Annotated in this window: 23 protein-coding genes and 1 pseudogene; 12 read left to right on the forward strand and 12 right to left on the reverse strand. The window is 43.0% G+C overall.

Features of this window, described 5'->3' with window-relative positions:
- Both CXF70_RS11065 and CXF70_RS11070 read right to left on the reverse strand, forming a co-directional pair.
- On the reverse strand, nucleotides 1-1,359 hold a 1,359-nt coding region (locus CXF70_RS11065; RefSeq protein ID WP_101802728.1), incomplete at its 3' end, for an MATE family efflux transporter.
- A 192-nt stretch (nucleotides 1,360-1,551) separates the two neighbouring features.
- A complete protein-coding gene (locus CXF70_RS11070) occupies nucleotides 1,552-2,076 on the reverse strand; it encodes a hypothetical protein (RefSeq protein ID WP_101802729.1) in 525 nt (174 codons plus the stop codon).
- Nucleotides 2,077-2,499: 423 nt separating this feature from the next.
- On the opposite strand from CXF70_RS11070, the gene CXF70_RS11075 reads away from it, so the two are divergent.
- Nucleotides 2,500-4,032 (forward strand): FAD-dependent oxidoreductase, encoded by a 1,533-nt coding sequence (locus CXF70_RS11075; RefSeq protein ID WP_101802730.1) that lies wholly within the window; start codon nucleotides 2,500-2,502, stop codon nucleotides 4,030-4,032.
- A 169-nt stretch (nucleotides 4,033-4,201) separates the two neighbouring features.
- Here the strand turns inward: CXF70_RS11075 and CXF70_RS11080 are convergent, their stop codons facing one another.
- The 6 genes from CXF70_RS11080 to CXF70_RS11105 form a co-directional block, all read right to left on the reverse strand.
- Entirely contained in the window at nucleotides 4,202-5,068 is an 867-nt protein-coding gene (locus CXF70_RS11080; protein WP_145990723.1) for a C39 family peptidase, read from the reverse strand.
- A gap of 204 nt (nucleotides 5,069-5,272) precedes the next feature.
- Nucleotides 5,273-7,096, reverse strand: coding sequence for an asparagine synthase (glutamine-hydrolyzing) (asnB, locus tag CXF70_RS11085; protein ID WP_101802732.1), 1,824 nt, complete (start codon nucleotides 7,094-7,096; stop codon nucleotides 5,273-5,275).
- Between the two features lie 188 nt (nucleotides 7,097-7,284).
- Nucleotides 7,285-7,764 (reverse strand): TVP38/TMEM64 family protein, encoded by a 480-nt coding sequence (locus CXF70_RS11090; protein WP_101802733.1) that lies wholly within the window; start codon nucleotides 7,762-7,764, stop codon nucleotides 7,285-7,287.
- A 153-nt stretch (nucleotides 7,765-7,917) separates the two neighbouring features.
- Nucleotides 7,918-9,078: a D-alanyl-D-alanine carboxypeptidase family protein gene (locus CXF70_RS11095; protein ID WP_101802734.1), complete on the reverse strand. Its 1,161-nt coding sequence runs from the start codon at nucleotides 9,076-9,078 to the stop codon at nucleotides 7,918-7,920.
- A 12-nt stretch (nucleotides 9,079-9,090) separates the two neighbouring features.
- Nucleotides 9,091-10,551: a UDP-N-acetylmuramoyl-L-alanyl-D-glutamate--2,6-diaminopimelate ligase gene (locus CXF70_RS11100; RefSeq protein WP_101802735.1), complete on the reverse strand. Its 1,461-nt coding sequence runs from the start codon at nucleotides 10,549-10,551 to the stop codon at nucleotides 9,091-9,093.
- Nucleotides 10,552-10,938: 387 nt separating this feature from the next.
- Nucleotides 10,939-11,553: a YdhK family protein gene (locus CXF70_RS11105; RefSeq protein WP_101802736.1), complete on the reverse strand. Its 615-nt coding sequence runs from the start codon at nucleotides 11,551-11,553 to the stop codon at nucleotides 10,939-10,941.
- A gap of 214 nt (nucleotides 11,554-11,767) precedes the next feature.
- Between CXF70_RS11105 and CXF70_RS11110 the strand changes: the two genes are divergently transcribed.
- The 3 genes from CXF70_RS11110 (at nucleotide 11,768) to CXF70_RS11120 (ending at nucleotide 14,830) form a co-directional block, all read left to right on the forward strand.
- The gene (locus CXF70_RS11110) at nucleotides 11,768-12,673 is read left to right on the forward strand and encodes a F510_1955 family glycosylhydrolase (RefSeq protein WP_101802737.1); all 906 of its coding nucleotides are present in this window, start codon (nucleotides 11,768-11,770) and stop codon (nucleotides 12,671-12,673) included.
- 98 nt (nucleotides 12,674-12,771) lie between these two features.
- Nucleotides 12,772-14,178 (forward strand): sensor histidine kinase, encoded by a 1,407-nt coding sequence (locus CXF70_RS11115; RefSeq protein WP_101802738.1) that lies wholly within the window; start codon nucleotides 12,772-12,774, stop codon nucleotides 14,176-14,178.
- Nucleotides 14,153-14,830: a response regulator transcription factor gene (locus CXF70_RS11120; protein ID WP_199172824.1), complete on the forward strand. Its 678-nt coding sequence runs from the start codon at nucleotides 14,153-14,155 to the stop codon at nucleotides 14,828-14,830. Before CXF70_RS11115 ends, CXF70_RS11120 begins: the two co-directional genes overlap by 26 nt.
- A gap of 59 nt (nucleotides 14,831-14,889) precedes the next feature.
- Here the strand turns inward: CXF70_RS11120 and CXF70_RS11125 are convergent, their stop codons facing one another.
- Nucleotides 14,890-15,222, reverse strand: a complete 333-nt coding sequence (locus tag CXF70_RS11125) for a four-helix bundle copper-binding protein (protein ID WP_101802739.1) — start codon at nucleotides 15,220-15,222, stop codon at nucleotides 14,890-14,892.
- A 272-nt stretch (nucleotides 15,223-15,494) separates the two neighbouring features.
- Here CXF70_RS11125 and copZ point away from each other — a divergent pair, with 272 nt between their 5' ends.
- Nucleotides 15,495-15,698 carry a copper chaperone CopZ gene (gene copZ, locus CXF70_RS11130; RefSeq protein ID WP_029336157.1) on the forward strand — a complete coding sequence of 68 codons (204 nt, stop codon included), beginning with the start codon at nucleotides 15,495-15,497 and terminating at the stop codon, nucleotides 15,696-15,698.
- Between the two features lie 137 nt (nucleotides 15,699-15,835).
- Nucleotides 15,836-17,965 carry a copper-translocating P-type ATPase gene (locus tag CXF70_RS11135; RefSeq protein ID WP_101802740.1) on the forward strand — a complete coding sequence of 710 codons (2,130 nt, stop codon included), beginning with the start codon at nucleotides 15,836-15,838 and terminating at the stop codon, nucleotides 17,963-17,965.
- A gap of 275 nt (nucleotides 17,966-18,240) precedes the next feature.
- On the opposite strand, the gene CXF70_RS11140 is transcribed toward CXF70_RS11135, so the two are convergent.
- Nucleotides 18,241-19,089: an aldo/keto reductase gene (locus CXF70_RS11140; protein ID WP_101802741.1), complete on the reverse strand. Its 849-nt coding sequence runs from the start codon at nucleotides 19,087-19,089 to the stop codon at nucleotides 18,241-18,243.
- Nucleotides 19,090-19,161: 72 nt separating this feature from the next.
- Nucleotides 19,162-19,593, reverse strand: a complete 432-nt coding sequence (locus CXF70_RS11145) for a MerR family transcriptional regulator (protein WP_101802742.1) — start codon at nucleotides 19,591-19,593, stop codon at nucleotides 19,162-19,164.
- A 246-nt stretch (nucleotides 19,594-19,839) separates the two neighbouring features.
- Between CXF70_RS11145 and CXF70_RS11150 the strand changes: the two genes are divergently transcribed.
- Nucleotides 19,840-20,862 (forward strand): alpha/beta hydrolase, encoded by a 1,023-nt coding sequence (locus CXF70_RS11150; protein ID WP_101802743.1) that lies wholly within the window; start codon nucleotides 19,840-19,842, stop codon nucleotides 20,860-20,862.
- Nucleotides 20,863-21,055: 193 nt separating this feature from the next.
- Here CXF70_RS11150 and CXF70_RS11155 read toward each other — a convergent pair.
- A pseudogene (locus CXF70_RS11155) lies at nucleotides 21,056-21,331 on the reverse strand (transposase); the annotation flags it as partial.
- 317 nt (nucleotides 21,332-21,648) lie between these two features.
- Here CXF70_RS11155 and CXF70_RS11160 point away from each other — a divergent pair.
- The 5 genes from CXF70_RS11160 to CXF70_RS11180 all read left to right on the forward strand — a co-directional run bounded on the left by CXF70_RS11160 (nucleotide 21,649) and on the right by CXF70_RS11180 (nucleotide 25,161).
- Nucleotides 21,649-22,092 carry a hypothetical protein gene (locus CXF70_RS11160; RefSeq protein ID WP_101802745.1) on the forward strand — a complete coding sequence of 148 codons (444 nt, stop codon included), beginning with the start codon at nucleotides 21,649-21,651 and terminating at the stop codon, nucleotides 22,090-22,092.
- A 101-nt stretch (nucleotides 22,093-22,193) separates the two neighbouring features.
- Nucleotides 22,194-22,475 carry a hypothetical protein gene (locus tag CXF70_RS11165; RefSeq protein WP_101802746.1) on the forward strand — a complete coding sequence of 94 codons (282 nt, stop codon included), beginning with the start codon at nucleotides 22,194-22,196 and terminating at the stop codon, nucleotides 22,473-22,475.
- Nucleotides 22,476-22,649: 174 nt separating this feature from the next.
- Nucleotides 22,650-23,372 carry a 3-keto-5-aminohexanoate cleavage protein gene (locus tag CXF70_RS11170; RefSeq protein WP_101802747.1) on the forward strand — a complete coding sequence of 241 codons (723 nt, stop codon included), beginning with the start codon at nucleotides 22,650-22,652 and terminating at the stop codon, nucleotides 23,370-23,372.
- A gap of 108 nt (nucleotides 23,373-23,480) precedes the next feature.
- On the forward strand, nucleotides 23,481-24,812 hold the full coding sequence (locus CXF70_RS11175; protein WP_101802748.1) for a D-serine ammonia-lyase: 1,332 nt from the start codon (nucleotides 23,481-23,483) through the stop codon (nucleotides 24,810-24,812).
- 34 nt (nucleotides 24,813-24,846) lie between these two features.
- A complete protein-coding gene (locus tag CXF70_RS11180; protein ID WP_101802749.1) occupies nucleotides 24,847-25,161 on the forward strand; it encodes a TIGR04104 family putative zinc finger protein in 315 nt (104 codons plus the stop codon).
- Nucleotides 25,162-25,166: the final 5 nt, after the last annotated feature.

The raw sequence follows: 25,166 nt of genomic DNA on the forward strand, positions 1-25,166 counted from the left end.
AAGTGCCATCCATCTGCCGCGACTGAATTGAATCACCAACACTACCGCACGAAAAGCGATATCAATGCCTATCGCAATCCATACACCAGCCAGACCCCATCCCAATTGTATTCCTAAGAGGTATACCAACAGTGTCCGGACGGCCCACATACCAAAAGCGGTTAAATACATCGGGAATTTTGTGTTGTTCGCCCCTTGAAACGCACCGGTCAAGACCATTAACACCGCAAGAAAAGGTTGGAAAACACCTGATATTTTCAATGCAGTCCCAATATCGCTGATTACTTCCGGATCTTCTGTAAAGAAAGAGGCGGCCCAATCTCCAAAGAAGAACAAGACTGCTCCCAGGAGCGTCATGAACACTACGGTTACTTGGGTGGAAAGTTTTGCATACTTTCTGGCTTCTGCCAAATTGCCGGCGCCAATCTGTTGACCTACCAGAATTGTTGCTGCGGTAGCAAAGCCATACCCAATCATATAGGAAAAGACTTCAACGTTACCGGCAATCTGATGAGCCGCAAAGGCATTGGTTCCAAGTGCTACCACAAAACCGAAGTAAACAATTTGACCGGCCCGCATGACCAATCGTTCCCCTGCGGCAGGGGCGCCGAGTGTTGAGAGTTCCATTAGATGGCCTTTATCCAGGTGCCAGTAATCTTTTCTGAACGCCAACACTTTTTCTTTGTTTACATAATAAAATAGAGCTAAGCTCCCTATTAAGCGGGAGATTACTGTAGCTATGGCGGCACCGACAATTCCAAGTTCCGGAATAAATAAAAAACCGAATATCAAAACATAATCAAGCACAGCATTGATGCCATTGATGACTATACTTATCATCATCGGCGTTTTGGTATCACCAGCTCCTCTTAGAATTGCACTCATTACAAACATCAAAGACATGATGATGGAAGGAATTCCCACAATCCGGAAATACAGCGATCCTAATTCCAGGACTTCTTCTTCGATGCCCATTAGACGAAGCAGCGGTTCTGCAAAGAACCATGTAGCCAAGCCGGTCAGAACGCCAAAAAGGATTGCTAGGATAATGGACTGCTGGGAAATGTGGCGTGCCTTTTCAGGCTGGTTTGCCCCCAGGAAGTTAGCTATTCGAACATTAGCCGCAACACCGATTGCCATAAAGAGGGCAAAGTAAATTGCGAGGACTGCGTTTGTGATGCCGACTGCTGAAACGGCTGCCAGGCTGATTTGGGAAACAAAATATGTGTCCACAAACCCTAATAATGTTTGAAAGAAGTTCTCAATCACGGCAGGTATCGCTAAAACGACAATAACCTTCAGCCGTTCTTTATCCGTTTTTGGTTGAAGAGGTTGATCAACCAGCAAGTTCTCTTTCATCAATTTTCTCCTTTCCGGAACCCTCCCTCAAAAAACAAAGGCACACATAATGTGTGCCCTATTTCAATTGTTGAGAACTCTAGAATGCAATGCTGCAATACAGAAGTTGCCACTCGGGTATTTAGCTGAGTTTTAAAAGGTTCCTGGTTTCCTTTCTAAAGGAAGACATTATGGAATTGATTTTTCAGACTATTATTCACTTCTCATATGTCTAAAATGTTCTAACACTTTTCGTTGCTCGTCGGGATTGCTGAAGGGTGTGACTTCGGCTTCATTTTCTTTTAAAAACGTAGTTACTTCTTTCAATAGTTGCATTTGTTGAAGTGCCATCTCCACATGCGCCGTTTTGACTTCGGGATTTTTCATTTTTAAAGCAGAAATAAAGTTATCCATCGCCATTGATTGTGTAGTGGCTTTTGCTTGAAGTGCTAAATGAATTTCCATCTCGGTGGCTGCTTTCTGTTTTTTCTCCTCGCTGCTTGTACTGTTTGAGAGTTCTTCCAATGGTGGCACTTCTGAAAAGTCGTTTTTATCTGGATCAATCATTTCCAACATCACAGATACATGACTTTGCATGGTCTTTAGTTTTACACTAAGTAAATGGTGAAGAAATGGGTTTTCTACTTCCTTCAAGTGCATTTTAACTGTTGAAATGAGTCCATCATGTGCTTCTAGATGTGACGTGAGTAACCCGGTATCTGTAGATGGTAATAACATAAAAAAACATCCTTTCGTATGGTTATTGTTTTGTTGCTATATAAACTTCTACCCTTCCCTTTTCCTCATAAACTCCATAGAAAATGCATAATTTCTTTCGGGAATAAATGCTTTATAAATGTAAATGGCTTGCAGAATAGACAAGTAAAATCCACTTTACCCAGTTTGGATACGACCCATCAGTTTATGCCAGAAAATGACGGGTAGATAAAATTAAGCGCTAAATTTTAAGAAGAAGTCTTAAAAATTGAAAAGGCTAGCAAGTACTAGCTGTAAACAGAATCATATTTATTGCGGTAACAAGAGATACAAAGTTCTGTTTGCTGTCTCTGTTATTAACGCTCGTCTCAATAAGGTGTTTACAAATCAATAAATTCTCAAAGTTAAAGTTTTCTGTTCCTATGTTTGAAAGGAGGAATCTTGATGAGTAAAAACAGGGCGCTTAACATCCCTGATCGTTCAGAATCTTACTGGCTTGATTCAGTGGAATTCCCGACCTTTCCTTCGCTAGAGGAAAACTGTGAAACGGATGTCGTCATTATAGGCGGGGGAATTTCGGGCATTATGACAGCTTATCTGCTGGCCATCGAGGGATACCGCGTTACTTTAGTTGAAGCAAGACGTCTTTTAAGTGGAACAACAGGTTTTACGACGGCAAAGTTAACTTCGCAGCACGGTCTCATTTACGACTACCTGCTTCAAAACGAGGGTAGCAAGACAGCGAATTCTTATTATGAGGCAAATGAGGCAGCTATTTCATATGTCAAAAACATAATCACTGAAAAAGGAATTGACTGTGATTTTTCTGAAGAAAAAGCGTATGTTTTTGCCGAAGATGAAAAGCAACAGGAGAAAGTTAAAGAAGAAGCGGAAGCTTATCGAAAGATAGGTATTGATGGTGGATTCATAGATAACATTCCTCTTGACGTCCACAATCTGGGGGCAGTTGTCATGAATCATCAGGCACAGTTCAATCCGGTTAAGTTTCTTAAACCCCTGGTTGAAGAAATTGTTGCAAAAGGTGGCAGGGTTTTTGAAAACACAAGGGTAGACGATATTGAATCGAATAAGCGTCCGGTCGCCGTCACAAGGGAAGGCCGAAGAGTGGAAGGAGATTACTTGGTTGTCTGTTCCCACTATCCTTTTTATGATAAAGAAGGGTTTTACTATGCACGCTTGAGTCCTAACCGGTCATACAGCATTGCGGCAGAAACAGACAAGGAATATCCGGGTGGCATGTATGTCAACGCCGGCCAACCTGCCCATTCCCTACGCTCCATTCAGTTAGAGGGCAAGGAACTGGTTTTGGCAGGGGGCTATGGTCATTATGTGGGACACAAACAGAATACAGAAGAAAGCTATAATCAGCTGTATCAGTTTGTGAATCAGACGTTTGGAGTCAAAAAAGTCCCTTATCGCTGGTCAGCTCAGGACCCAGCTACTCTCGATCAGATACCGTATATCGGCAGATATTCAACAGAAATGGAGAATGTGTTTGTGGCGACCGGATACCGCAAATGGGGGATGAGTTCGGGTATTTTAGCCGGCCAGTTATTAACAAACTTGATCAGTGGGAGAGGTTCAAAGTACGAGGAGACGTTCTCTCCTTTACGGCCGATTAAGGAGCCGGGCATGAAAAAGCTCACTAAAGAGAGTTTTCATCTTGGTAAAATGTTTGCGGAAGACAAAGCGGAAAAACCAGCCGGGCAGTTCACGGACTTGCAAATAGATGAAGGGAAAGTCATCAATTATAACGAACAGCGGGCCGGCGCTTACCGCGATGAACAAGGTGATTTCCATGTCGTGGATACCACTTGTACTCATATGGGATGTCAGACACATTGGAACAACGCGGAACGCACGTGGGACTGCCCATGTCACGGATCTCGCTTTTCCTATAACGGTGATGTAGTGGAAGGACCCGCAACAAAGCCTTTAAAGAAAATGAGAGAATAAGCAAAAGTGATTTTGAACCAGAAACAAGTAAAAAGTATGGCGGCCAAACAGGCTCCGCCATACTTTTTATTTGTCTGGAATTTCATTTCACTCAGGGCGTTACTATATTGGCAGCTTTGGTAACACGAAATGAAAAAGTAGAGTATTACTGCAGTCCGTAAGAGGGGAATTACCTTTTGACAAGAACCGCCTGGCTTCCAAGTGCTTCGTAACTCTCAAAAAATTTATCTTCCGGATGGGTGACAAGTCCTTTAAGGGGGTCCATAACAGTGACTTCCCCATCTTTCCAACCGTCCAACACGACTGTATGCAGATTAATGAATGAAGAGTGGAATTCATCAGTTCCATCAATATACCAGCCGCCGGATGTGATGGGTGGCGACAAATCGAGTGTGACCCAAACGATTACGGGAATATTTTGATCCATATAAGAAAGAATTTCCTCACGTGAACTTCCGCTGACATTTTTCGTGATTAGACGGCTTCCTTTATCATCAATAATTTTCTTGGAGGCTTCAACAATGGGGCCGGCAAATGCATACCAAGCCTCATTTGTATTTCGCGGATCACCGGCATAAGCCTGATGAGGGTCCGGTCCAATCCGTTTGCCTTCTTGATACTTTAAAGGTGCTCTAGGCAAGTAGTCATCGGCCATTTTCGTCTTTGTGGTTTTTAGGCCGTGATAGGTGAGAACGGCTGTTAAAGTGGTGATTTCACAACCATTCGGAAGTTCCGGATTTTGTCGAACCGTTGGTATGCCGAGGCGGTTTGCTTCACGTTCGGCGTATGTCTCTATCACAACCGGCGAGCTGGCTGTTTCATGTACATAAGAAGTTTCTTCTGCCACTCTAAAGGTGGTTGAATCTTCATCCTCAGCTATGATTCTTAGCCAATATTCTTTTCCCTCCACCAATTCTTCTACGTTCATTTCACCGGCATCATCGGATTTTACAGAGTCCCTCAATGTGCTTGTGCCGGCGTCAATGATGTACATTCGATAATTTTCCAACGGCAGGCCGTTTCTGGAATTTTTCAATAAAAAGTTCCTGGAAGAGTCATTCTGCTGGGGGTTATTCAACTCAAAGCCCTCTGTCACGAGTTTTTTTATGGAGATACCCAGCGATGCAGGACTAAATCCGATAATAAAAAAAGATAAGATAACCAGGAACAAGAACCGCAAAAACTTATGGGATGTTTTCAAACGAACACCTCCATTAACGAGTGAATGTAAGACAGGCGATCAATCGAAGTACTTTTTATACCAAATCAAGAACATGAAAATCGTCCATATTTTTCGGGCATTGTTCGCTTTTTTTTGATAATGGTCATTTAATAAAGCCATTATTTCTTGTTGATCAAAGAATTGGGCGGCATTTGCACTTTCAAAATAGGCTTGGATCTTCACATAGTACCGTTCTTCTCGGATCCAATGGCGGATAGGAACAGGGAACCCAATCTTTTTGCGGTTCGCAGATTCTGCAGGTAAAGCTCGTCCCGCTGCCAAACGGAAGGCATACTTTGTGTCGATATCATTTACCCGGTATTTTACCGGCACCTTGGCAGCCACATTCATAACCTCCCGGTCTAAGAAAGGGACACGAAGTTCAAGGGAGTGGGCCATACTCATTTTGTCTGCTTTCAATAAAATATCGTCCACTAACCATAGATGGAGATCCAGATACTGCATTTTTGTCACATCATCTTCTTGTTTAACCCGGTCGTAATAAGGCTTGACAATTTCTTTGACGGATGGAGCCCGGTTATATTCAGTTGTTAAAATGCCATGAGCTTCTGTTTCTTCAAATATTTTTGCTTGGCCGATAAACCATTCTTCAGGGGAGAGCCCGCCTTTAATTAAGAAATTTTTCCCTCTTACTTCAGGGAGCTGTTTGGCCATCATGCCAAGTGGTTTACGCATCAACTTCGGAAGTTTCTTGTACTTTTTCATGGAGGATGTGGTGTCGTACTCTGCATAACCTCCGAACAATTCGTCTGCTCCTTCTCCGGAAAGAACAACTGTCACATCACGGCTCGCCATTTCAGCCAAGAAGTACAAGGGAACAATAGAGGGGTTGGAATGGGGTTCATCCATCATGTATTGGATATCTTCCAACTTATCAAAGCATTTTTCAGAATCTAGAATTTCATTTACATTATCAATACCAAGCTCTTCAGATAATGCTTTGGCGTTGTCGATTTCCGAGAAATTTTTGTCGCTGAAACCAACTGTAAAAGTCTTATCAGGTTTTAAGATTGACGCGACATAACTGGAATCTACGCCACTGGATAAAAAGGAACCGACTTTAACATCACTTATTCGATGCGCCTGTACGGATTCTCTGACCACTTGATCTATTTCATCAACCATGTTATCCAACGGTTGTTGGTCAGCAGGATTAAACTCAGGTGACCAATAGCGTTGAACGCTAATTTCTCCGTTTTGATAGGTCATATAATGAGCCGCAGGTAATTTAAAGACATCTTTAAAGAATGTTTCATTTAATACTGGAAATTGAAAAGTGAGATATGGCTTCAACGCTTCTTTATTCAATCTTTTATTAAAGTGGGGATGTGGCAGGAAACTTTTGATCTCAGAACCGAATAAAAGGGTTCCGTTCATTTTTGCATAATAGAAAGGTTTGATGCCAAACATATCACGCGCAGCAAATAACTTTTCCTCTTTACGATCCCATATCACAAAAGCAAACATCCCGCGCAGTTTCTCTATCAACCTCTCCCCAAACTCTTCATATCCATGGATAAGAACTTCACTGTCTGTATGTGTAATGAAAACGTGCCCCTTGGCGATAAGTTCTTCGCGAAGTTGCATAAAGTTATAAATTTCCCCATTGAAGATCAGCACATATGATTCGTCTTCGTTGTACAGGGGCTGACTATCTGCCTCTAAATCGATAATGCTTAGGCGGCGAAAGCCTAAAGCTGTATTATTATCAATAAACATGCCTGAGGAATCAGGTCCACGGTGTATAATAGTGTTCATCATTTTTTCCAAAACGGCTGACGAATTATTCGTTTCACCAATAAATCCTGTAAATCCGCACATAATTTGTTGCTCCATTCATTGTTTAATATTTTTGAACTTCCGTATTATAAATTTTTAATGTGCAGATTCTATGCATAAATTAAAAAGGAATTTATATACAATTTACGAAAGTGGATTATCGTTTCTACACTTTTCATTACTGAAAAACCGGCAGTGCCTATAGGTGTTTTCTGAAATAGTTGCTAATATCACAAAGAGTTTTTTCTTTTATTCTTTGCCCAGATCAAGAGAAACGATAGAAGGATCAAAATAAAAAAGCCGTACTGGTAACCGGGAGGTATGGATTCTACCAGGCCATAGACAACAGCCACTTCGAGAGAAACGGCCGGAATCTTCCCTATGGTGCTGGCAATCATGAATAAGCCACCTGGAATGGGTGTTAAGGCAGCACCTGCTGTCACTAAACCTGAGGGGACAAAAGGAACTAAGCGCAGCAAGATGATTACCCAAAAAACACGACTTATCGAAGAACTTTGGATGCACCTCCAAAACGACCGCTTCAACCATTTGGGATTGATTTTTGCAAACCCGAATCGATACAAGTGAAATCCGAGGACTGCACCGAAAATTTCCCCCGACAATGAGAGGATTGTTCCCAAGGTTAACCCGAAAGAACTGATATTGAGGGCGGTGAGCAGAAAGCTTGGGAAAAAGCCGACTGCACCCATGCTTATGTTAAAAATGAGTAAAAGCAGAAACTCAAAAACAGGGAATTGAATGTTGATGGTATGATCCGCCTCCTGCACTGTTAAAAAGATTGATAAATTGGTGGTGTTTAAAAAGTTTCAAGTGAGCACAATTTTATGACAGAGAAGTGCTTTCTACAGTCGTTTTTTCCTTACTCGATAATACAGAAAACTCAACATGCTACCGACTATTACTAACAAATAGAAGGCATTCGAAAAAACTTGTTCTAAAAATGAGCGAGAGTCCTGGTGAATAGAGGAACGGCTTTGCGCAGCATCACCGATAACCGGGAACTGATAAGAAGACAAAAGAATGCCGTTTTGATCGGTAATCCTTAATTTGCCGTCTTCTGTTACATCGATTGCTACTTGTTCATCTGCTTGATGCGTATAAGCTATTTCTCGGGGCGTAACGTATTCTGCTTCTCCGGCAAAAAAGCTACTGTTCGTTGGAATGCTGGAAGTCTCGAAATTGTCGAATCCAAAGTCCAATAGCTGAACCGTATCACTGTAAGCTTCTGCTTCTGAGCTGCTTTTCAAGGTAACGACAATTAAATCCAAGTTTTCTCTACCGGCTGTCGTTACCAGCGTGACCCCTGCTTCTGGAACAAAACCATTTTTACCGCCTGTTACGCCTTCATAAGGTTTTTCCCGTAACAGTTTATGATGCGTATACAGAGTGGTGTCCCAGGATTCGCCATTCCACGGCAGTTCTTTTGTTCCGAACATTTTCATGAATTCTTCGTTCTTCGTCGCATATCTGGTTAATTCCGCCAAGTCTTGGGCTGTAGTTACATGCTGGGGATCGAAAAGACCGTGGGGATTTTCAAAGTTCGTATCCTGCAACCCGATTACGTCTTTTAAGTATAAATTTACATCAGAAGCAAACGATTCAACACTGCCGCTGATGTGTTCAGCAACGGCCACGCCGGCATCATTTCCGGAGTTGACCAAGAGCCCCAGCAACAGTTTTTCTAAAGTCACTTGTTCGCCCTCTTCCAAGTAAACCCGGGTGCCCTCGGTACTTCGTGCTTTTTGACTGACTGTGACGACATCATTTAAATTCCCCTGCTCAATCGCATAAATAGCTGTGGCGATTTTTGTTACACTGGCAGGATACATCTGTGACTGTGCATTCTTTTCGTAAAGGACTTGCCCAGTAGTTGCCTCCATCACAATAGCTGCTTCACTGGATAGGACTGGGAGGGGAGGGGCAATAGTTTTACTGAAAACGGCAGATGCGAATAGTGTATGGATCATAACTAGAATTGTTGAAACAGCAACTAATTTTTTCATAATTACTCCTGGTTAATTTTTTTCATTCAACTTCGTTATAAAATTGACTGTTTCCCGGTCCGAGTCAGTCGGCAGATGGAAGTTTTGCTGATACTTCTCGTGTCCTTTGCCTGTAATCACAACCCAGTCACCTGACTGGCTGTCTTCTATCGCTTGTTTAATGGCCAAAGTGCGATCAGGAACAATGTCTCCCTTGTCACTTCCGTAAGCGTCATGCAAGTTTCTTAAAGACGTTATCATTTCAGCAGGAGGAACAGCGTTTAAGTCGTCCAGTGTCAAAATGTATTTGTCGCTTAACTTGTTTGTGAGTGATAGCATGGCTTTTCTTTTACTCGCATCTCTGTTACCCCGAAACCCGAAAACATGCGTTATTTTTTGGGCTCCTTGCTGCTTTGCTGTTGTTAAGCAGTAAGAAATCGCGTCAGGTGTATGCGCGTAGTCAATGATAACGGTGACGCCGTTCACTAGTTTATAGATTTCAAATCGTCCATCAACACCTTTGAATTCACCGATAGAGCGAAGAATATCACTTTGGTTTACACCTATTAACTTCGCAGTCAGATAAGCCATTAACGTGTTGTAAATATTGTGTACGCCGTTCATGGGAGAATGGACGGTCATATATTCGTTATCCGTCTCAACCAAAGCACTGGATTCTTCTGAATTCAAACTCGAAATCCGAAGGTGGTTTTCTTCGGACTCGCCAATCGTGCAAACGGTTTTTCCTCTACTCCGTAAAATCTTTGTTAGTTTTACACCCCAGGGGTTATCCTGATTCACAATAGCTTTACCGTTGGCTTTCAACTGGTTAAACAACAGCAATTTTGCCGTAAAGTATTCTTCCATCGTGGAATGGTAATCGAGGTGTTCAGGATGCAGATTGGAAAATAGACAAAAATCAAATTCAATGCCTTCTGTCCGCCACTGGGTTAACGCATGGGATGAAACCTCCATAATGATGACCTCATCCTGGCTCATAGATAAAAGCTTATGTAAAACAAGGGAACTGGGAGTAGTATTGGAACTTTGAATTCTTTCGCCGTTTACAATATTCTGTAAAGTACCAATCACGGAACAGGACTTCCCATTGCTTTCCAAAATATGTTTTAGCATATAGCACGTCGTTGTCTTGCCGTTTGTGCCCGTAATGCCGATTACTGTTTTGTGTTTCGATGGATTGCCATAAAAATTTCCGGCAAGTATCCCAAGTGCTTGCCGACTATTTTCAACTTGTATATAGGGTACAGGTAAACTGGCGATGGGCTGTTCTCCTATTACCGCTATGGCCCCCTTTTTCAGTGCGCTATCAATGTATTGATGGCCATCTTTTTCAAAACCCTCAACGGCAACAAATAAATCACCCTCATTGATATTTTGTGAGTTGTCTGAAATCCCTTGAATATTAACGTCTGGAGCCAGATGGTTAGATAGAGATTTCAGTTCAATACCATCTAATAAATAACTTAATTTCATTTTTCAAAACCTCTCCGATACCTTCTTTATAATCGATTTATATTAACCAAATAGTATTTAGAAAGTGTGCAGATTTGGAAGCAGGTAAGAAGTGTAAAGAAAATGACCTGCTTGATATGAAAATGTAACAATCATTTTTGAATCTACTGTAACGAAAGTGCTTGTTTTTGTCTTCGCAGATAATTTCACATAAGTCTTCTGTTATTCGAATGAACACAGGTTTTATACAGGAGAAAAAAGGTCAAGATAAAATCTAGTACAACCACAGTGAGCAAAAAAGTCAGAAACGAAATTGAGTAATTGAGACTGTCACTAGCACAAAATGAGAAAGCTATCTGGTCACAGATAGCTTTCTCATTCAAATAGCTATATTAAATGTAATAGAAGTTATTCAGCAGTAATTTCACTTTCTGTCACCCACATGTGGTTTGTCACTTCTTCTCCTGTAGAGGCTGTGTAATCAATCATATAAACCGTCGTTTCCTCAGCCGAGTCGATGACCACATTGGCTCCATCCATTCCATCCATGTGATCTGCATTCACCGTAACTTCTGTTCCGGGCTGCAGCGGCTCTTCGCCGGGATTTTCAAGCTCTTCGTGAACGACCCATTTGTGATCTTCAACTGGTTCACCGCCATCTGTCGGTGTGTACGAAATGGAATAGACCGTCGTATCAAAAGCTCCGGACACTGTCGCTTCAACTCCCTGCATCCCCGCCATGTGGTCTGCTTCCACTGTGACCTGGCTTCCGACTTCATAAGTCGGATTTTCTGCCGCTTGTAATCCGTCAGGGACTTCGCCTGATCCGGAATGATCCATATCCATGTCCATATCTTCTTCAGATCCACTGTCCATCGGCATTTCTTCGCCCGTATTCTCTTCCATTTCCATATTTTCGTGGCTTTCTGTTGCTGAACCATCTTCTGCATTGTCTGAACATGCACTCAACGTAAGGGCAAGCGCCACCGATGCAGCCCCCATAAGTAAGTTTCGTTTTGTCATATTAAATCGCCTCTTTCTGTTCGTCTTTCACTCAGTCTATCTTAATAATTTGCATTTGCTGTGCAGAAAAGATGTCATCTTCTTGAAGAGTGGAATAAATAGGGGGTGAAACAGAGTTTCTGCACAAAAAATTGAAACATTTCCGTTAGACTGTTTAAGTACGTATGTTAAGATAAAAAAATTCAGAAAACCGATAAATTTGGAGGACATAAAGATGGAGAAGAGAATACTGGTGAATGCACTTCTATCCCTAACTTTGTTAGCAGGATGCACCAATAATACAACGGAATCATTCGAAGTACCGTTTGAAGGGGAGTTAAGCCATGTCCACGGAATGGGCTATGCAGGAGGTGGAAAGGATTTGTATTTTGCTTCACACAGCGGCCCCAAGATATATCGCGAGGGCGAATGGTTTGAAACAACGGATAATGTTTACGACTACATGGGCTTTAACGCCATAGACGAGGGCTTTTATTCTTCCGGACACCCGAGCGCGGATTCAGACTTGCCCAACCCGCTTGGGATTCAACGTAGTCTTGATGGCGGAGAAACCTTGGAAGAGATTGCTTTCCAAGGAGAAACGGACTTCCATGCCATGGCCGTAGGATACAACAGCCATGACATTTTCCTGCTTAACCCGGCAAAAAATTCCTTGCTGGAAGCAGGGTTTTACAAAAGTAATGATGAAGGAGAATCATGGGAACCGGTCGACGCGGCAGGGGTAGCAGGTGAAGTCACTGCGCTTGCCCTTCACCCGACCGATTCGAACTTCGTTGCTGCAGCTACTGCGGCAGGTGTTTATATTTCACGGGATGGCGGAGAAACCTTTGAGGCGATTACAGCGGAAAGTGAAACAGGCACAGCGGTGCACTTCACCGGAGACGCTTTGTATTTCGGGAGCTATGGGACAACGGCGGCATTGATAAAGTATACGATTGAAAATGAAGAGCTGGAGACATTGAATATACCGGATCTTCCGGAAGATGCCATCGCTTTTATCGCACAAAACCCGAATGACGTGTCGGAACTGGCCATCTATACATTGCAAGGGCAGGCCTACTTATCGGAAGACGGATCACAGACCTGGGAAGCATTGCTGCAAGAGGGAAAAACCGATTAACGAAAACTGAAAAAGCGGTTTAACGAATTCAATTCAACGACTTTTGGGGTAGCCGGCTGCAAGATGCGCTAAACCGAATGGTCTTAAAGAGGGACGCCATGCTGAATAAACTTGCGTTAAAAATTGGATTACTTTTTTTTGTTTTTATCATCATCATTGAGTCGGTTCTGTTTTTGACTTTATACGTGACGTTTGTCAATGAACGGGTGGATGAAGTGATGACGAATCTACTCGCACGAGGCAATACACACAGTGAAGTATTGGCCGGCAGCTTTGAACCGGCAACGTTGGATCATGTTGCCCTCATGGAATCCGCTTCCGATTTCATCGTTATCATAACCGATGCAGATGGCAACGAACTGATTCACTCCGATTCAATTGAACCGGAGATGCAGGAAGTTTTGGAACACACCGACTTTGGTGAAGTGCCACAAGAAGGGCAAATAGTTGAAGAGAGATGGAACGAAAAAGAATTTATTGCGACCGACAGTCCGATTACGGTTGCCGGAGAACATCAAGGCCATGTGTTCATGTTTGCGGAAACGAGCCATATCAAACAGATGGTAAGTCATCTGAGAAATCAATTTCTGGTCGTGGGGTTGATTGCGATCGGGTTAACCGTGGTCACGATTTTTTTGTTATCACGACTGATTACGTTGCCGCTGATTCGGATGAAGAAAGCGACAGAGCAGTTGAGCAATGGAAACAACGAGGTCAAATTGAATATCGACCGAAATGATGAACTGGGCGAGCTGGCGAATGCCATCACTACACTTTCCAATGATTTGGACCGTTTAAAAAATGCCCGGAATGAGTTTTTAGCCAGCATTTCCCACGAGTTGCGGACACCGCTGACCTATATCAAAGGATATGCTGATATTGCGAGCCGCCCAGCTGCATCTGAGGAAGAGAAACGGGAATACATCTCCATTATTCGGGAAGAGACGGCACATTTGACCGAATTGATTCGTCAGTTGTTTGAACTGGCACAGATGGATCACAATCAGTTTTCAATCAGAAAAGAGGAATTTTCTTTAGAAGTCCTCTTTCAATCAGTCGTTGCTTTGGTCCGTCCAGCTTTTGACGAGAAAAGAATCTCGGTATCTATTCACTGCGAACGAGAAATCGTTGCTTCCATTGATCCCGAGCGTTTTCAGCAAGTATTGCTGAATGTATTGGACAATGCCCGAAAACACTCCCTTGAAGGAACACAAGTAACACTGAGGGGAACCCAGGACGAAAAAACGATTACGATCAATATTAGCGATCAAGGGGAAGGCATACAGGAACAAGATCTTCCGTTTGTGTTTGAACGATTGTACCGGGTAGACAAATCCAGATCCAGACAATACGGGGGAAGTGGTCTGGGGTTAGCGATTGCCAAAGAAATTGTCGAGGCGCATGACGGCCATATCACGCTCCGTAGTGAGCATGGAAAAGGGACAACTGTCCAAATCGAATTGAAAAGGGGGGATTCGCTTGCAGAAAGTACTGTTGGTGGATGATGAAAAACGAATGCTGGATTTAGTGTCTTTATATTTACAGCCGCATCGGTACCTCTGTAAAAAAGCATTAGGTGCACACGAAGCGCTCGCCTATCTAGAAAAGGAAGTGTTTGATATCATTTTACTCGATATCATGATGCCTGATATGGATGGCTGGGAATTGTGCCGCGAAATTCGGAAATTTTCGGATGTACCAATCATTATGCTGACAGCCCGGGAACAGCAGGAGGACATCATAAAAGGTTTAAATCTAGGTGCAGATGATTACATCACAAAACCGTTTAATGAAGAAGAATTGCTAGCCCGGATGAAAGCATTGCTGCGCAGAAGAACCCCGAAAAACACAATTGAAGTAGAGGGACTGTTATGGGATGAAGACCGGTTCGAATTAACGTACGATAAACATTCCATCAAATTGACGCCGAAAGAATTCCTGATGGTTGGCCACTTGATGAAAAATGCCGACAAAGTGTTCACGAGAGAACAATTGATTCAGTTGATTTGGGGATTTGACTCAGAGACGGAAGGGCGGACCATCGATTCCCATGTGCGAAATGTCCGGGAAAAAATCCGCCAGTCCGGTTTTCCAGTCGATGAACATTTCCTCACCGTTTGGGGAATCGGCTACAAATGGATCAATGAAATGGAATAATACTAGATAAAGATAAAAGGCTCATCGGAAAATATCTCCAATGAGCCTTTTCGGGTAAATTACGCAACGTTACGGCAAGCTTCTGCACATCTGCGGCAAGCTTCCGCACAGCGTTTGCAATGGTCGTGATGGTCGGCGTGCTTCTCGCATTCATCTGCGCATGCTTCACAAATAGTTGCGCAAACGGCTGCCAGTTCGGAAACGAACGGCGAATTGCGGGTAATTGCATGTTCCAGAAATGCGCAAATGTCTGCACATTCACGGTCTAATCGAATACATTGGGCCATCATCTTCACATCTTCTTCCTGCAGACAAGCGTCAAAACAATGGTTACATTCCGCTGCACAATCATGTAATGCCCGAATCAATTCCTGATGTTGTTCATGAGCCATGTTAAAACCTCCATTTCTTATTTTTGCTTCATTTACTGGATTTCCCTCTCCTTTCCAAACTAAACAGAAATACCGAAACTCCATAGAAACTGCACATTTTATAGACAAGTAATCAAATATTAAAATCAATGGTGCGGTTTTTTTGGGGGGTCATTGTGAACTTCTAAATTAGAGTCATGGAAACAGCGATAAAGTAAAATGATACTAAACACTTGATATACCCTATAGGGGTATGTTAAGTTTAAGGAAATATTACTTTAGGAGGAATAATAATGATTGAAACATTAAAAGTACAAGGTATGTCCTGCGGCCACTGTGCAAACTCGGTTGAAACGGGCGTCGGTGAACTCGAAGGGATTTCATCTGTGACAGTTGATCTTAAAAAAGGCGAAGTGGCAGTAGACTATGATACTGCCAAGACATCATTAAACGAAATTCAGAAAGCGATTGAAGAACAAGGGTATGACGTCGTATAAGGGTGCTTTCACAGCACTCTTTACTTTTAAATGAAATATACCCCCGCGTGGTATATTCGGCAAGAACTTTGTGAATGTTAAGAGTGTAAATAGGGTTAAATAGGATAAGAACCACTAGTTTGGAGGAGGCGCACTGAATGGCTAAAAATGATAAAGACCATCACCACCATCAAGACGAACAGGTAGATCACAGTAAAATGGATCATTCCAAACATGTTGGGCATTCGTACCATGAAGACCAAGTGAAAGAAGGCATTCAAGACGACAGCAATCCTGCCAAAATTCATGATGATCATGCCCATCACAATCATGGTGGCCACGATCATAGTGACCATGGACATCACCATCATGGGAATTTCAAAGAAATTTTCCTGAAGTCGCTGCCCTTGGGCATTGTCATTCTATTATTGTCGCCGATGATGGACGTTCGGCTTCCTTTCCAATTTACTTTTCCATACTCGGATATTGTGGTCGCTGTATTAGCAACTATCTTATTGGTTTATGGCGGAAAACCCTTCTATCAAGGTGCAATCGCTGAATTTAAGGAAAAAGCACCGGGCATGATGGCCCTTATTTCATTAGGGATATCCGTTTCCTATTTGTACAGCATTTACGCCGTGCTGGCACGCTACGTAACCGGCGATCACATCATGGATTTCTTCTTTGAATTCGCGTCCTTGCTGTTGATCATGCTCCTTGGACACTGGATCGAAATGAAGGCTGTCGGAGAAGCAGGAGACGCGCAAAAATCGCTCGCCGAATTGGTGCCGAAAGATGCACATGTGGTATTGGAAGATGATTCGATCGAGACGCGTCCCGTAAATGAGCTGAAAGTCGGAGACCTTGTACGGGTTCAGGCCGGAGAAAACGTCCCTGCCGATGGCATCATCAAAAGAGGCACCTCGCGGATCAATGAAGCTTTGCTGACGGGGGAATCTAAACCCATTGAAAAAGGAGCCGGAGACAAAGTAATCGGCGGTTCCACGAACGGTGCAGGCATCTTGTATCTTGAAGTACAGGAAACCGGCGACCAATCGTTCATTTCCCAAGTACAAGCCCTGATAAGCCAGGCGCAGGATCAACCTTCAAGAGCTGAAAACCTGGCTCAAAAAGTAGCCGGCTGGCTGTTTTATATCGCCATTGCGGCGGCTTTCATCGCTTTTGTCGTTTGGCTGTACATTGCTGACATTCAAACTGCTGTTCTTTTTACGGTTACGACATTAGTCATTGCATGTCCACACGCTCTCGGCCTTGCCATTCCGCTGGTTATTGCACGAAGCACCAGTTTAGGTGCAAGCCGCGGGCTGTTGGTAAAAGACCGGGAAGCATTGGAGCTGGCAACTAAGGCTGATGTAATGATACTGGATAAAACGGGTACATTGACTACTGGCGAATTTAAAGTTTTGAACATGGAAACACTGGATGGTCAACATACCGAACCTGAACTCGCGGCTTTAATGGCAGGGATTGAAGGCGGATCGAGCCATCCAATCGCCCAATCAATCATCCATTATGCTGAAAAACAGGGGATTCATCCTGTCCGCTTTGATTCGGTTGATGTCGTGTCGGGTGCCGGTGTGGAAGGAAACGCCAATGGCCGCAAATACGGATTGATCAGCCAAAAGGCATTTGGAAGGAATGTAGCAGTGGATGTTCCGAAAGGGGCCACATTAAGTATCCTGGTTGAAGACGGGAAACCCATCGGTACGGTCGCCTTAGGTGATGAATTAAAAGAAGCGAGTAAAACGTTGATTCAAGCATTGAAACATAATGGGATCCAACCGATTATGGCCACGGGTGACAATGAAACGGCCGCCCAAGGGGTGGCTGAGGAACTGGGCATTGAATACAGAGCCAATCAATCTCCACAAGATAAGTATGATTTAGTGGAATCACTGAAAAACAAAGGGCAGACTGTCATCATGGTCGGCGATGGCGTAAACGATGCGCCCTCCCTAGCAATAGCAGACGTTGGGATAGCAGTCGGAGCCGGAACTCAAGTCGCCATCGATTCGGCTGATGTGATTTTGACGCAATCGGATCCAGGAGATATAGAATCCTTTATCGAATTGGCTAATAAAACAACCAGTAAAATGAAACAGAACCTCGTATGGGGAGCCGGTTATAATTTTATTGCCATTCCCATAGCTGCGGGAATCTTAGCATCCATTGGGATTACGTTGGCTCCTGCAGCAGGCGCGGTTCTGATGTCCGTGTCCACGGTTATCGTGGCTATCAATGCGATGGCATTAAAACTAAAGAATTAAATCTTTTTAACACAACATTTAAAAGTCGTACCTGGGAATTGGGTTCTCCAAAAGTTGAATTTTCTTTAACTTTTCGGGGAAAAGTCTTGTCAGAGGCTAAAGTCGAATAGAGGTTTAAAAATTTCGGGTAATTAAACATAGTTTTTTAGTAAACATATGATCGCTTATCGGAAGTAGGTTACTCAAAGCAAATAGAAAAAGCACAGCTAATTAAAATTTAGCTGTGCTTTTTCTATATTGGCAAAAAGGTTGCTGTTACTCTCTGTTATCAAGTATTAAAAATTTAGTTTGGCATCTGCCAGCATCTTAATCATATTCGGATCAGAGTGGGAGAAAAATTGGCTTTCACCGATGTTTAGGGTTGCAATGGCAGCTTTGTCTTCGTCCGTCAAACTGAAATCAAAGACATCGATATTCTCTGACATGCGTTCCAGTTTGGTCGATTTCGCCAATACCACAATGTCTTGTTCCACGAGCCAGCGGACAATAACTTGAGCGACTGACTTATTGTATTTCTTCCCGATTTCACTGAGTACTTCATTTTGGAAAATGTCATTTTTGCCTTCTGCGAAAGGCGCCCATGCTTCAGGTACAATCCCTTCCGCTTTGAGCGCTTCGATCGCTTCTGTTTGCTGGTTGAATGGATTAATCTCGATTTGGTTAATCGTAGGCTTAGTTTCATTAAACAAGGATAAGTCCACAATACGATCTACAGCGAAGTTTGAGACGCCGATTGCTCGGATTTTTCCTGATTTTTGCAGCTCGTCCATCGCGCGCCATGCACCATAGACATCATTGTACGGCTGGTGAATCAATAACAGGTCCACATAGTCCATACCAAGACGGTCAAGTGAAGCTTGGAAAGAATTCATGACGCCATCATACGAGACATTTTCCACCCAAATCTTGGTTGTGATGAAAAGTTCTTCGCGAGCTACACCTGAATTCTTAATGCCTGAACCAACTTCTGTTTCGTTTGCATACGCTTGTGCTGTATCAATATGACGGTATCCCGCCTTAATTGCATCAATCACCGCTTGTTCTGTTTCTGCAGGGGGAATCTGATATACGCCAAAACCGAGAATCGGGATTTCGACGCCATTATTGAGCTTTACTGTTTGCATAGTATTGCCTCCTTAAAATTTTATTCCCTCTTACCTTAAACTATGGAGTGGACTCCATAGCAAGGGCAATGCCTATATTTTTATATATTGTTTCATTTCCCATAGCTTCTCAACGTTATCAGGTGTCAATTCGCCATTTTTGAATTGGATCAAATGCTCATCGTACGTATCGAGCTTATATTTTAAAAGAGCACGTATCCCGTTCATTTCCTTGATTTTCTGATCGATTTCGTCTAATTGATTTTTCAGTACTTGTTTTTGAGCGCCGGCCACATTCTGCACTTCACTTAATTTGGCCAGGTCCGCAAATTCAATCAGCGACTCAATGGATAGTCCAGCTGAACGGAGGCTCTTGGCCAGAAAGATCCAATTCAAATCATTCGTCTGATAATTTCGGTAGCCATTTTCACCCCGTGTGACTGGAGGAATCACACCAATGCGTTCGTAATACCTGAGTGTATCGATCGACAGGCCAAACATTTCTGCCACTTGTTTACTGTTCATGGTATCGCCTTCCTTAGCTTTTGATAATTTCATCTTACACGCCGTTATGAATTTTCCCTATTGTTTTGATAGGATTAGGCAAACATTTAATAAGATTAGGATACCAGCTTATTTTTTAGTGGTACATAATGAAGATTAATAAAAATTTTTTAAAAATTCACACTTATATTTTGCTGTTAAGTCCCTTGTCCAAAGAGAGTGTATTAGGAATAGTTGAATTTCTGCATAAATGACGGGAGGGTTCTGATGAAAACGAAATTAACAGCTCTTGTGATGATAAGTGTGTTTTTGAATGCGTGTGGAAATGCCCCGGATTCTTCGGAAGATCAAATTGAAGGTGATGAAGTGGAAGTGATAAAAGCAATAGAAGATACTGGAGCACCAGGAGTTCGTGAGCAGGATATTACTTTTACAAGAAATAGTCCATATGAAAAAAACCCGGAACCAGAAAAGGCGACAGATACCGTTTCTACGGTAGAAGCAGATAGTAAAAACAGTCAGCGGCTTTATCTTTGGGAAGAAGGAAATGTGCCGGCTCAAACAAGTTATACAGAAAACAGTGGGAATTATTTTGATGAGCCCTCATTCAGACCTTTTCTAACATCCGTTCCGGTACCAGAAGGAATTGAAGTAAAGGGAGCTGTACTGCTCCTTGCAGGAGGAGGATTTTCGCTGCGGGCGAATTACACTGACACCCTGCCGGTGGCAGAAGAATTGAGTAAGCTGGGGTATCAGTCTTTTGTAGTGGATTACCGACTTCGTCCTTATACACAGGAGGAAGGAGCGCTGGATCTTGGAAGAGCCGTCCGGTTTGTGCGGGAAAATGTAGAAGTATATGGGATTGATGCAAAAGATATCGCGGTTATGGGATTCTCCGCAGGAGGCATTCAGGCAGGAGAACTGCTTATCAATTATGATGGATTGACAAATGGGACAGCTTTGGATTCCGTTTATATACCGGATGAGCTGGATGAAATATCCGCTGACGCCTCAGCAGCAGGAATGATTTACTCTTTCTATGGAAGACTTAGTGTGGCATCCAAAGATATAGATAAGCTTTCATCATCGAATTTGCCGCCAACCTATTTCGTCTATGGAACAGGAGATCCTTTTGTGGATGAATTCGAAGCGAATATAGCAGCACTTGAACAGGCAGGAGTTGCAGTTCGTTACCAGGTGCTTCAGGACACCCCGCATGGTTTTGGAGCAAAAGGTGGCTGGATTCCCCAGTATGATAAATGGCTGACAGAAATATTTGCTGGTAATTAAAAGAGGTGGCCGATTTTAGCAATAAGAAATGATAAGGTGAACTGCTGTAACATGCTCCACTTTCAATTGATATTAATACTGAGACAGTTCATCGAAAAATTCCGCTTTATTCCAGATTGATAAAGAACAGAACTATAGAAAGAGAGGTGATGGCCGTGCAGAAGGTAGTGACCCCTTAAAGTTAGAGTTTTATTTACGCAGCTAATTGGCTGGCATGTATTCGGTATTGCACCGGGCTCATGCCGGCCAATTTTCGTTTGATGCGATCGTTGTTGTAGTAGGTGATGTATTGTTCGATCCGCTGTTTTAATTCTTCGTATGACATCAATGCTTCTCCGTAATACATCTCCTGCTTCAGGAGGCCGAAGAAGTTTTCCATGGCCGCATTATCGGCACAGGTCCCTTTCCGGGACATGCTTTGGAAGATCCGTTGTTCCTTTAACGCTTTCACCCAGGCACGGTGCTGATAATATTGGCTGGGATTGCTGGTCCGCTTTTAGAATAAATCTTTCATTGCTGTATATATTGAATTCTGGTAAATAAAATCAAATTCTGAAGGAGCAGTCCAATGCCCACAACCAATATGCACTGCGAAATTACCACCTATAGTGATTCAGAAAGCGGTATGCATTACGCTGAAGACTATTCGTTTTAGAGTGGTAGGCGAAACTGCGGAGATTGAGAAAAAAGATTTAATGAGTGTTAGACAAAAAATTCATCTTAAACTATTAAACTTGTAACTTCTAGCCAACAAACCTGTCTAATGGAAGTAAAGGGGGAAGTACAATGAGTAAATTTCCTAAATCAGTTATTTTTGCTGTACTGATTTTAGCCATAGCAATTATCGAGCCCTTTCAGATGGAACCGCCAACCCCAAAAGTAACAGTGAATGGGGAAGAGATACCGACTACGCAAGGTTCGTATTGCTGGCACGGAATGATATTCGCTCAATGTGCAGATTTTATTCATACGACTCCATTAGATATGGCAGAAGAACATGATCCTGCATCGGTTTCTCCGCAACAGAATATCGGAATTGATTTTTTCAGGGAACCGCTTGATGGCACACTGGAAATCGAGCAATGGATTGATGGAGACACTAGTAAAGAAATTGAACTTATACATGATTCCATTACAATTCCACAAGAGAAAGGCATCTATGTTTATCACATAACAGCATTGTGGAAAGAAGGAGACGGCAATTACGCTTTTTCGGTAATTGTTGAATGATTTATAAAAATGAAATCATCATCAATCATTGGATTTACACTATTTAAATTTTGATTGATTTAATTTAGCATGATTGAGCTATTAACAGACGGGGGGAAGTTATGAAAAGGATACTATTAGGGACTTCGATTTTTGTTATACTGACAGGTTTTTTCGGTATGAACAATAACTTGGAAATTGCAATGAATGTGACGGGAATAGTAGGCATTGCCGGCATATTGCTCGGAGGCTTTTTAAAAACAGGTTTTATCAGCTCATCAGCACCTGTGCTGGGAAATTTAGCTGTAATTAAATTGGATAATACAATCAATTTATCGAATACGATCTTATTGCTCGCTTTGCCGAATTTTATCGGAGCCTTCTTGCTGTATTTTATAGTTTAGTGAAGCAGAAACTTAGAAATTAAGTTTCTGCTTTTTATTAAATGCTTAATTTTGAATGGCTGCATAAATCGAATGCCAGGAAGGAAATCGAAGAATATTTATAGAATTTATTTCGTATTGTTCCAATTCCTTGATTGACAGTGGTTCTTCATTTTATAAAAGGAGTGTTTAAGCGTGGTCATAAAAGTTTGTTTGAACGGAGGACGCACCAAACAGGAGCACGCTGGAATCCCTGTTACGCTCGATGAGGTTATAGCCGATATTCATGCAGTGAGGAAGCTTGGAGTGCAGCATTTTCATGTTCATTTAAGGGACAGCGAGGGAATGGAGACATTCGAAAACCGTCTACTTGCACCGCAAATGCGGATTTTAAGGCAGCACTTTCCGGATATAAAAATCGGCTTAAGTTCGAATTTGTTTAACGGGATGACTCCGGAGAGGCGATACCGGAATATCAGAGAATGGGAATTCGGGCCGGATTATATTTCAGTGAATCTCTCAGAGCCTGGAAGCTTAGAACTTTGGAATTTGCTGAAGAATAAAGGGATTAAACCGGAAGCGGGGATTTGGAGTCTCAACGACGCCGAAATTTTTGTGAAGCATAAGCTGGACCTGTTTTGTGAACGAGTTCTGATTGAGATTTTCTTCGAAGAAGAAGAGGAAACAATTCGCCAAGCTATCCAGATCAGCGCATTTATAGCCGAACATAATCATTCATTGGAACAGGTGCATCACGGAGAAGGGATAAATACATGGGCGGTAATTGATAATGCCCTGTCCCAAGATTACGGAGTGCGAATTGGCCTGGAGGATACATTGGTTTTGAGGAATGGGGTAAGGGCATCGGGAAATGTTGAACTATATAGACAGTTAAAGTTGGGGCAAGCTGCATTGTAAATCTAAATGTGGATTCCCCTAAATGCATTCACTACAGAAACTGAAATCATCGATATTTTCATGTATGATGAGGAGAGAAGCAGTCACTCAGCAGAAAGGATGATTCCAATGGCAGTTACGCAACAGCAACTCAACGATTGGCAGCAGAAGTACCCGTTATTATCCGACGTGATGGAATTTCGGCCGGTGTTATGGCTGAATCCGAATGAAACGAAGACTTCGGATCTCGGACAACTGGCCGTAACGAAAGAGGATATGCAAGGAGCGGAGGAGCTGTGGCAGCGCTTTGCGCCTTTTTTGGCGAAAGCGTTTCCTGAAACGGCAGAAGCTGGAGGAATCATCGAGTCACCATTGAAAGAAATTTCCTCAACTAAAAACATTTTAGAAACCACGTACAGCATAAAAATTCCCGGCAGACTGTTCCTGAAATGTGACAATGAACTCGCGGTCGCGGGATCGATCAAAGCGCGCGGCGGCTTTTATGAAGTGCTGCATCATGCGGAGCAATTGGCGCTGGAGAATGGCATGATCAGTGATGGCGATGATTACAGCAAGTTTGCATCCAAGGAGTTCAAGGATTTCTTCGGCCAATATTCAATCGGTGTGGGTTCGACAGGCAATTTGGGACTCAGCATCGGCATAATCAGTGCGGAGCTCGGTTTTTCCGTTTCGGTTTATATGTCAGCTGATGCGAAAGCGTGGAAGAAGGACTTGCTTCGCGCTAAAGGCGCCATCGTCCATGAATTTGAAGGCGATTTCGGTGAAGCCATTCTGGAGGGACGTCAACAGACGAAAGAGAACCCGATGGCGTATTTTGTCGATGATGAAAATTCGAGGCACCTGTTTCTTGGTTACAGCACAGCGGCTTTCCGGCTGAAAAAACAATTGGATGACTTGGATTTGACTATTGATGCGGAACATCCGCTGATCGTTTATTTGCCATGCGGTGTTGGCGGTTCGCCGGGCGGCATCACTTTCGGGCTCAAGCAGATCTATGGAGATGCCGTCCATTGCTTCTTTGTGGAACCGACGCATTCACCTTCCGTTTTGATCGGTTTGATGACAGGCCAAAAAGAAAAAGTATGCGTCCAGGATTTCGGCATCGATAATCTGACTGAAGGCGACGGGCTTGCAGTCGGCAGGCCATCGAGTTTCGCATCGTCGATCAGTGAAAATTTGATCAGCGGCATTTATACGCTTGAGGATGATGAACTTTACCGGTTACTGGCGATTCTGGCTGACGGCGATGATATTTTTGTTGAGCCATCAGCGGCTTCATCTTTGCTTGGTCCTGTGAAATTGAGCCAGGATGAATATCTGTCTTCGCGCAGTGTGGATCCCGACAAGGCTGTGCACATCGCCTGGTCTACCGGTGGTGCCTTGGTGCCTGAGGAAAATATGCAGGCGATGTACGAAAAAGGCAAAAATTTACGCGAATAAAAGATCATTTTTTTAGCAAGAAGGAGCCGGAAGAATGCAGAGATGCGAAAACTGCAAGCAAGCTTTCAAATGGAACCAGCTTTATCAATCGTTATGGCTCGCTTTTCGGCCGGTTAGTTGCCGGAAATGCGGTACAGTGCATAAAGTAGCCAGTGCCTCTCGGCTATTGGCAGTTTTATTGCTGCTGGTGCCCGTGATTTATATTTCGATTTATATGCAGAGTCTGGAGCTGGGAAGAGTCATGTTGCCGATTGTGGCTGTGATTGTCCTGGTTTCAACAGGCCTGCCACTTCTCCTTAAATATGAAAAAGTTGAATCAAGCATTGACACAAATTATGGAAATCGGTAAGATAA

It is taken from the genome of Planomicrobium sp. MB-3u-38, from assembly GCF_002836425.1.
Lineage (GTDB): Bacteria > Bacillota > Bacilli > Bacillales_A > Planococcaceae > Planococcus > Planococcus okeanokoites.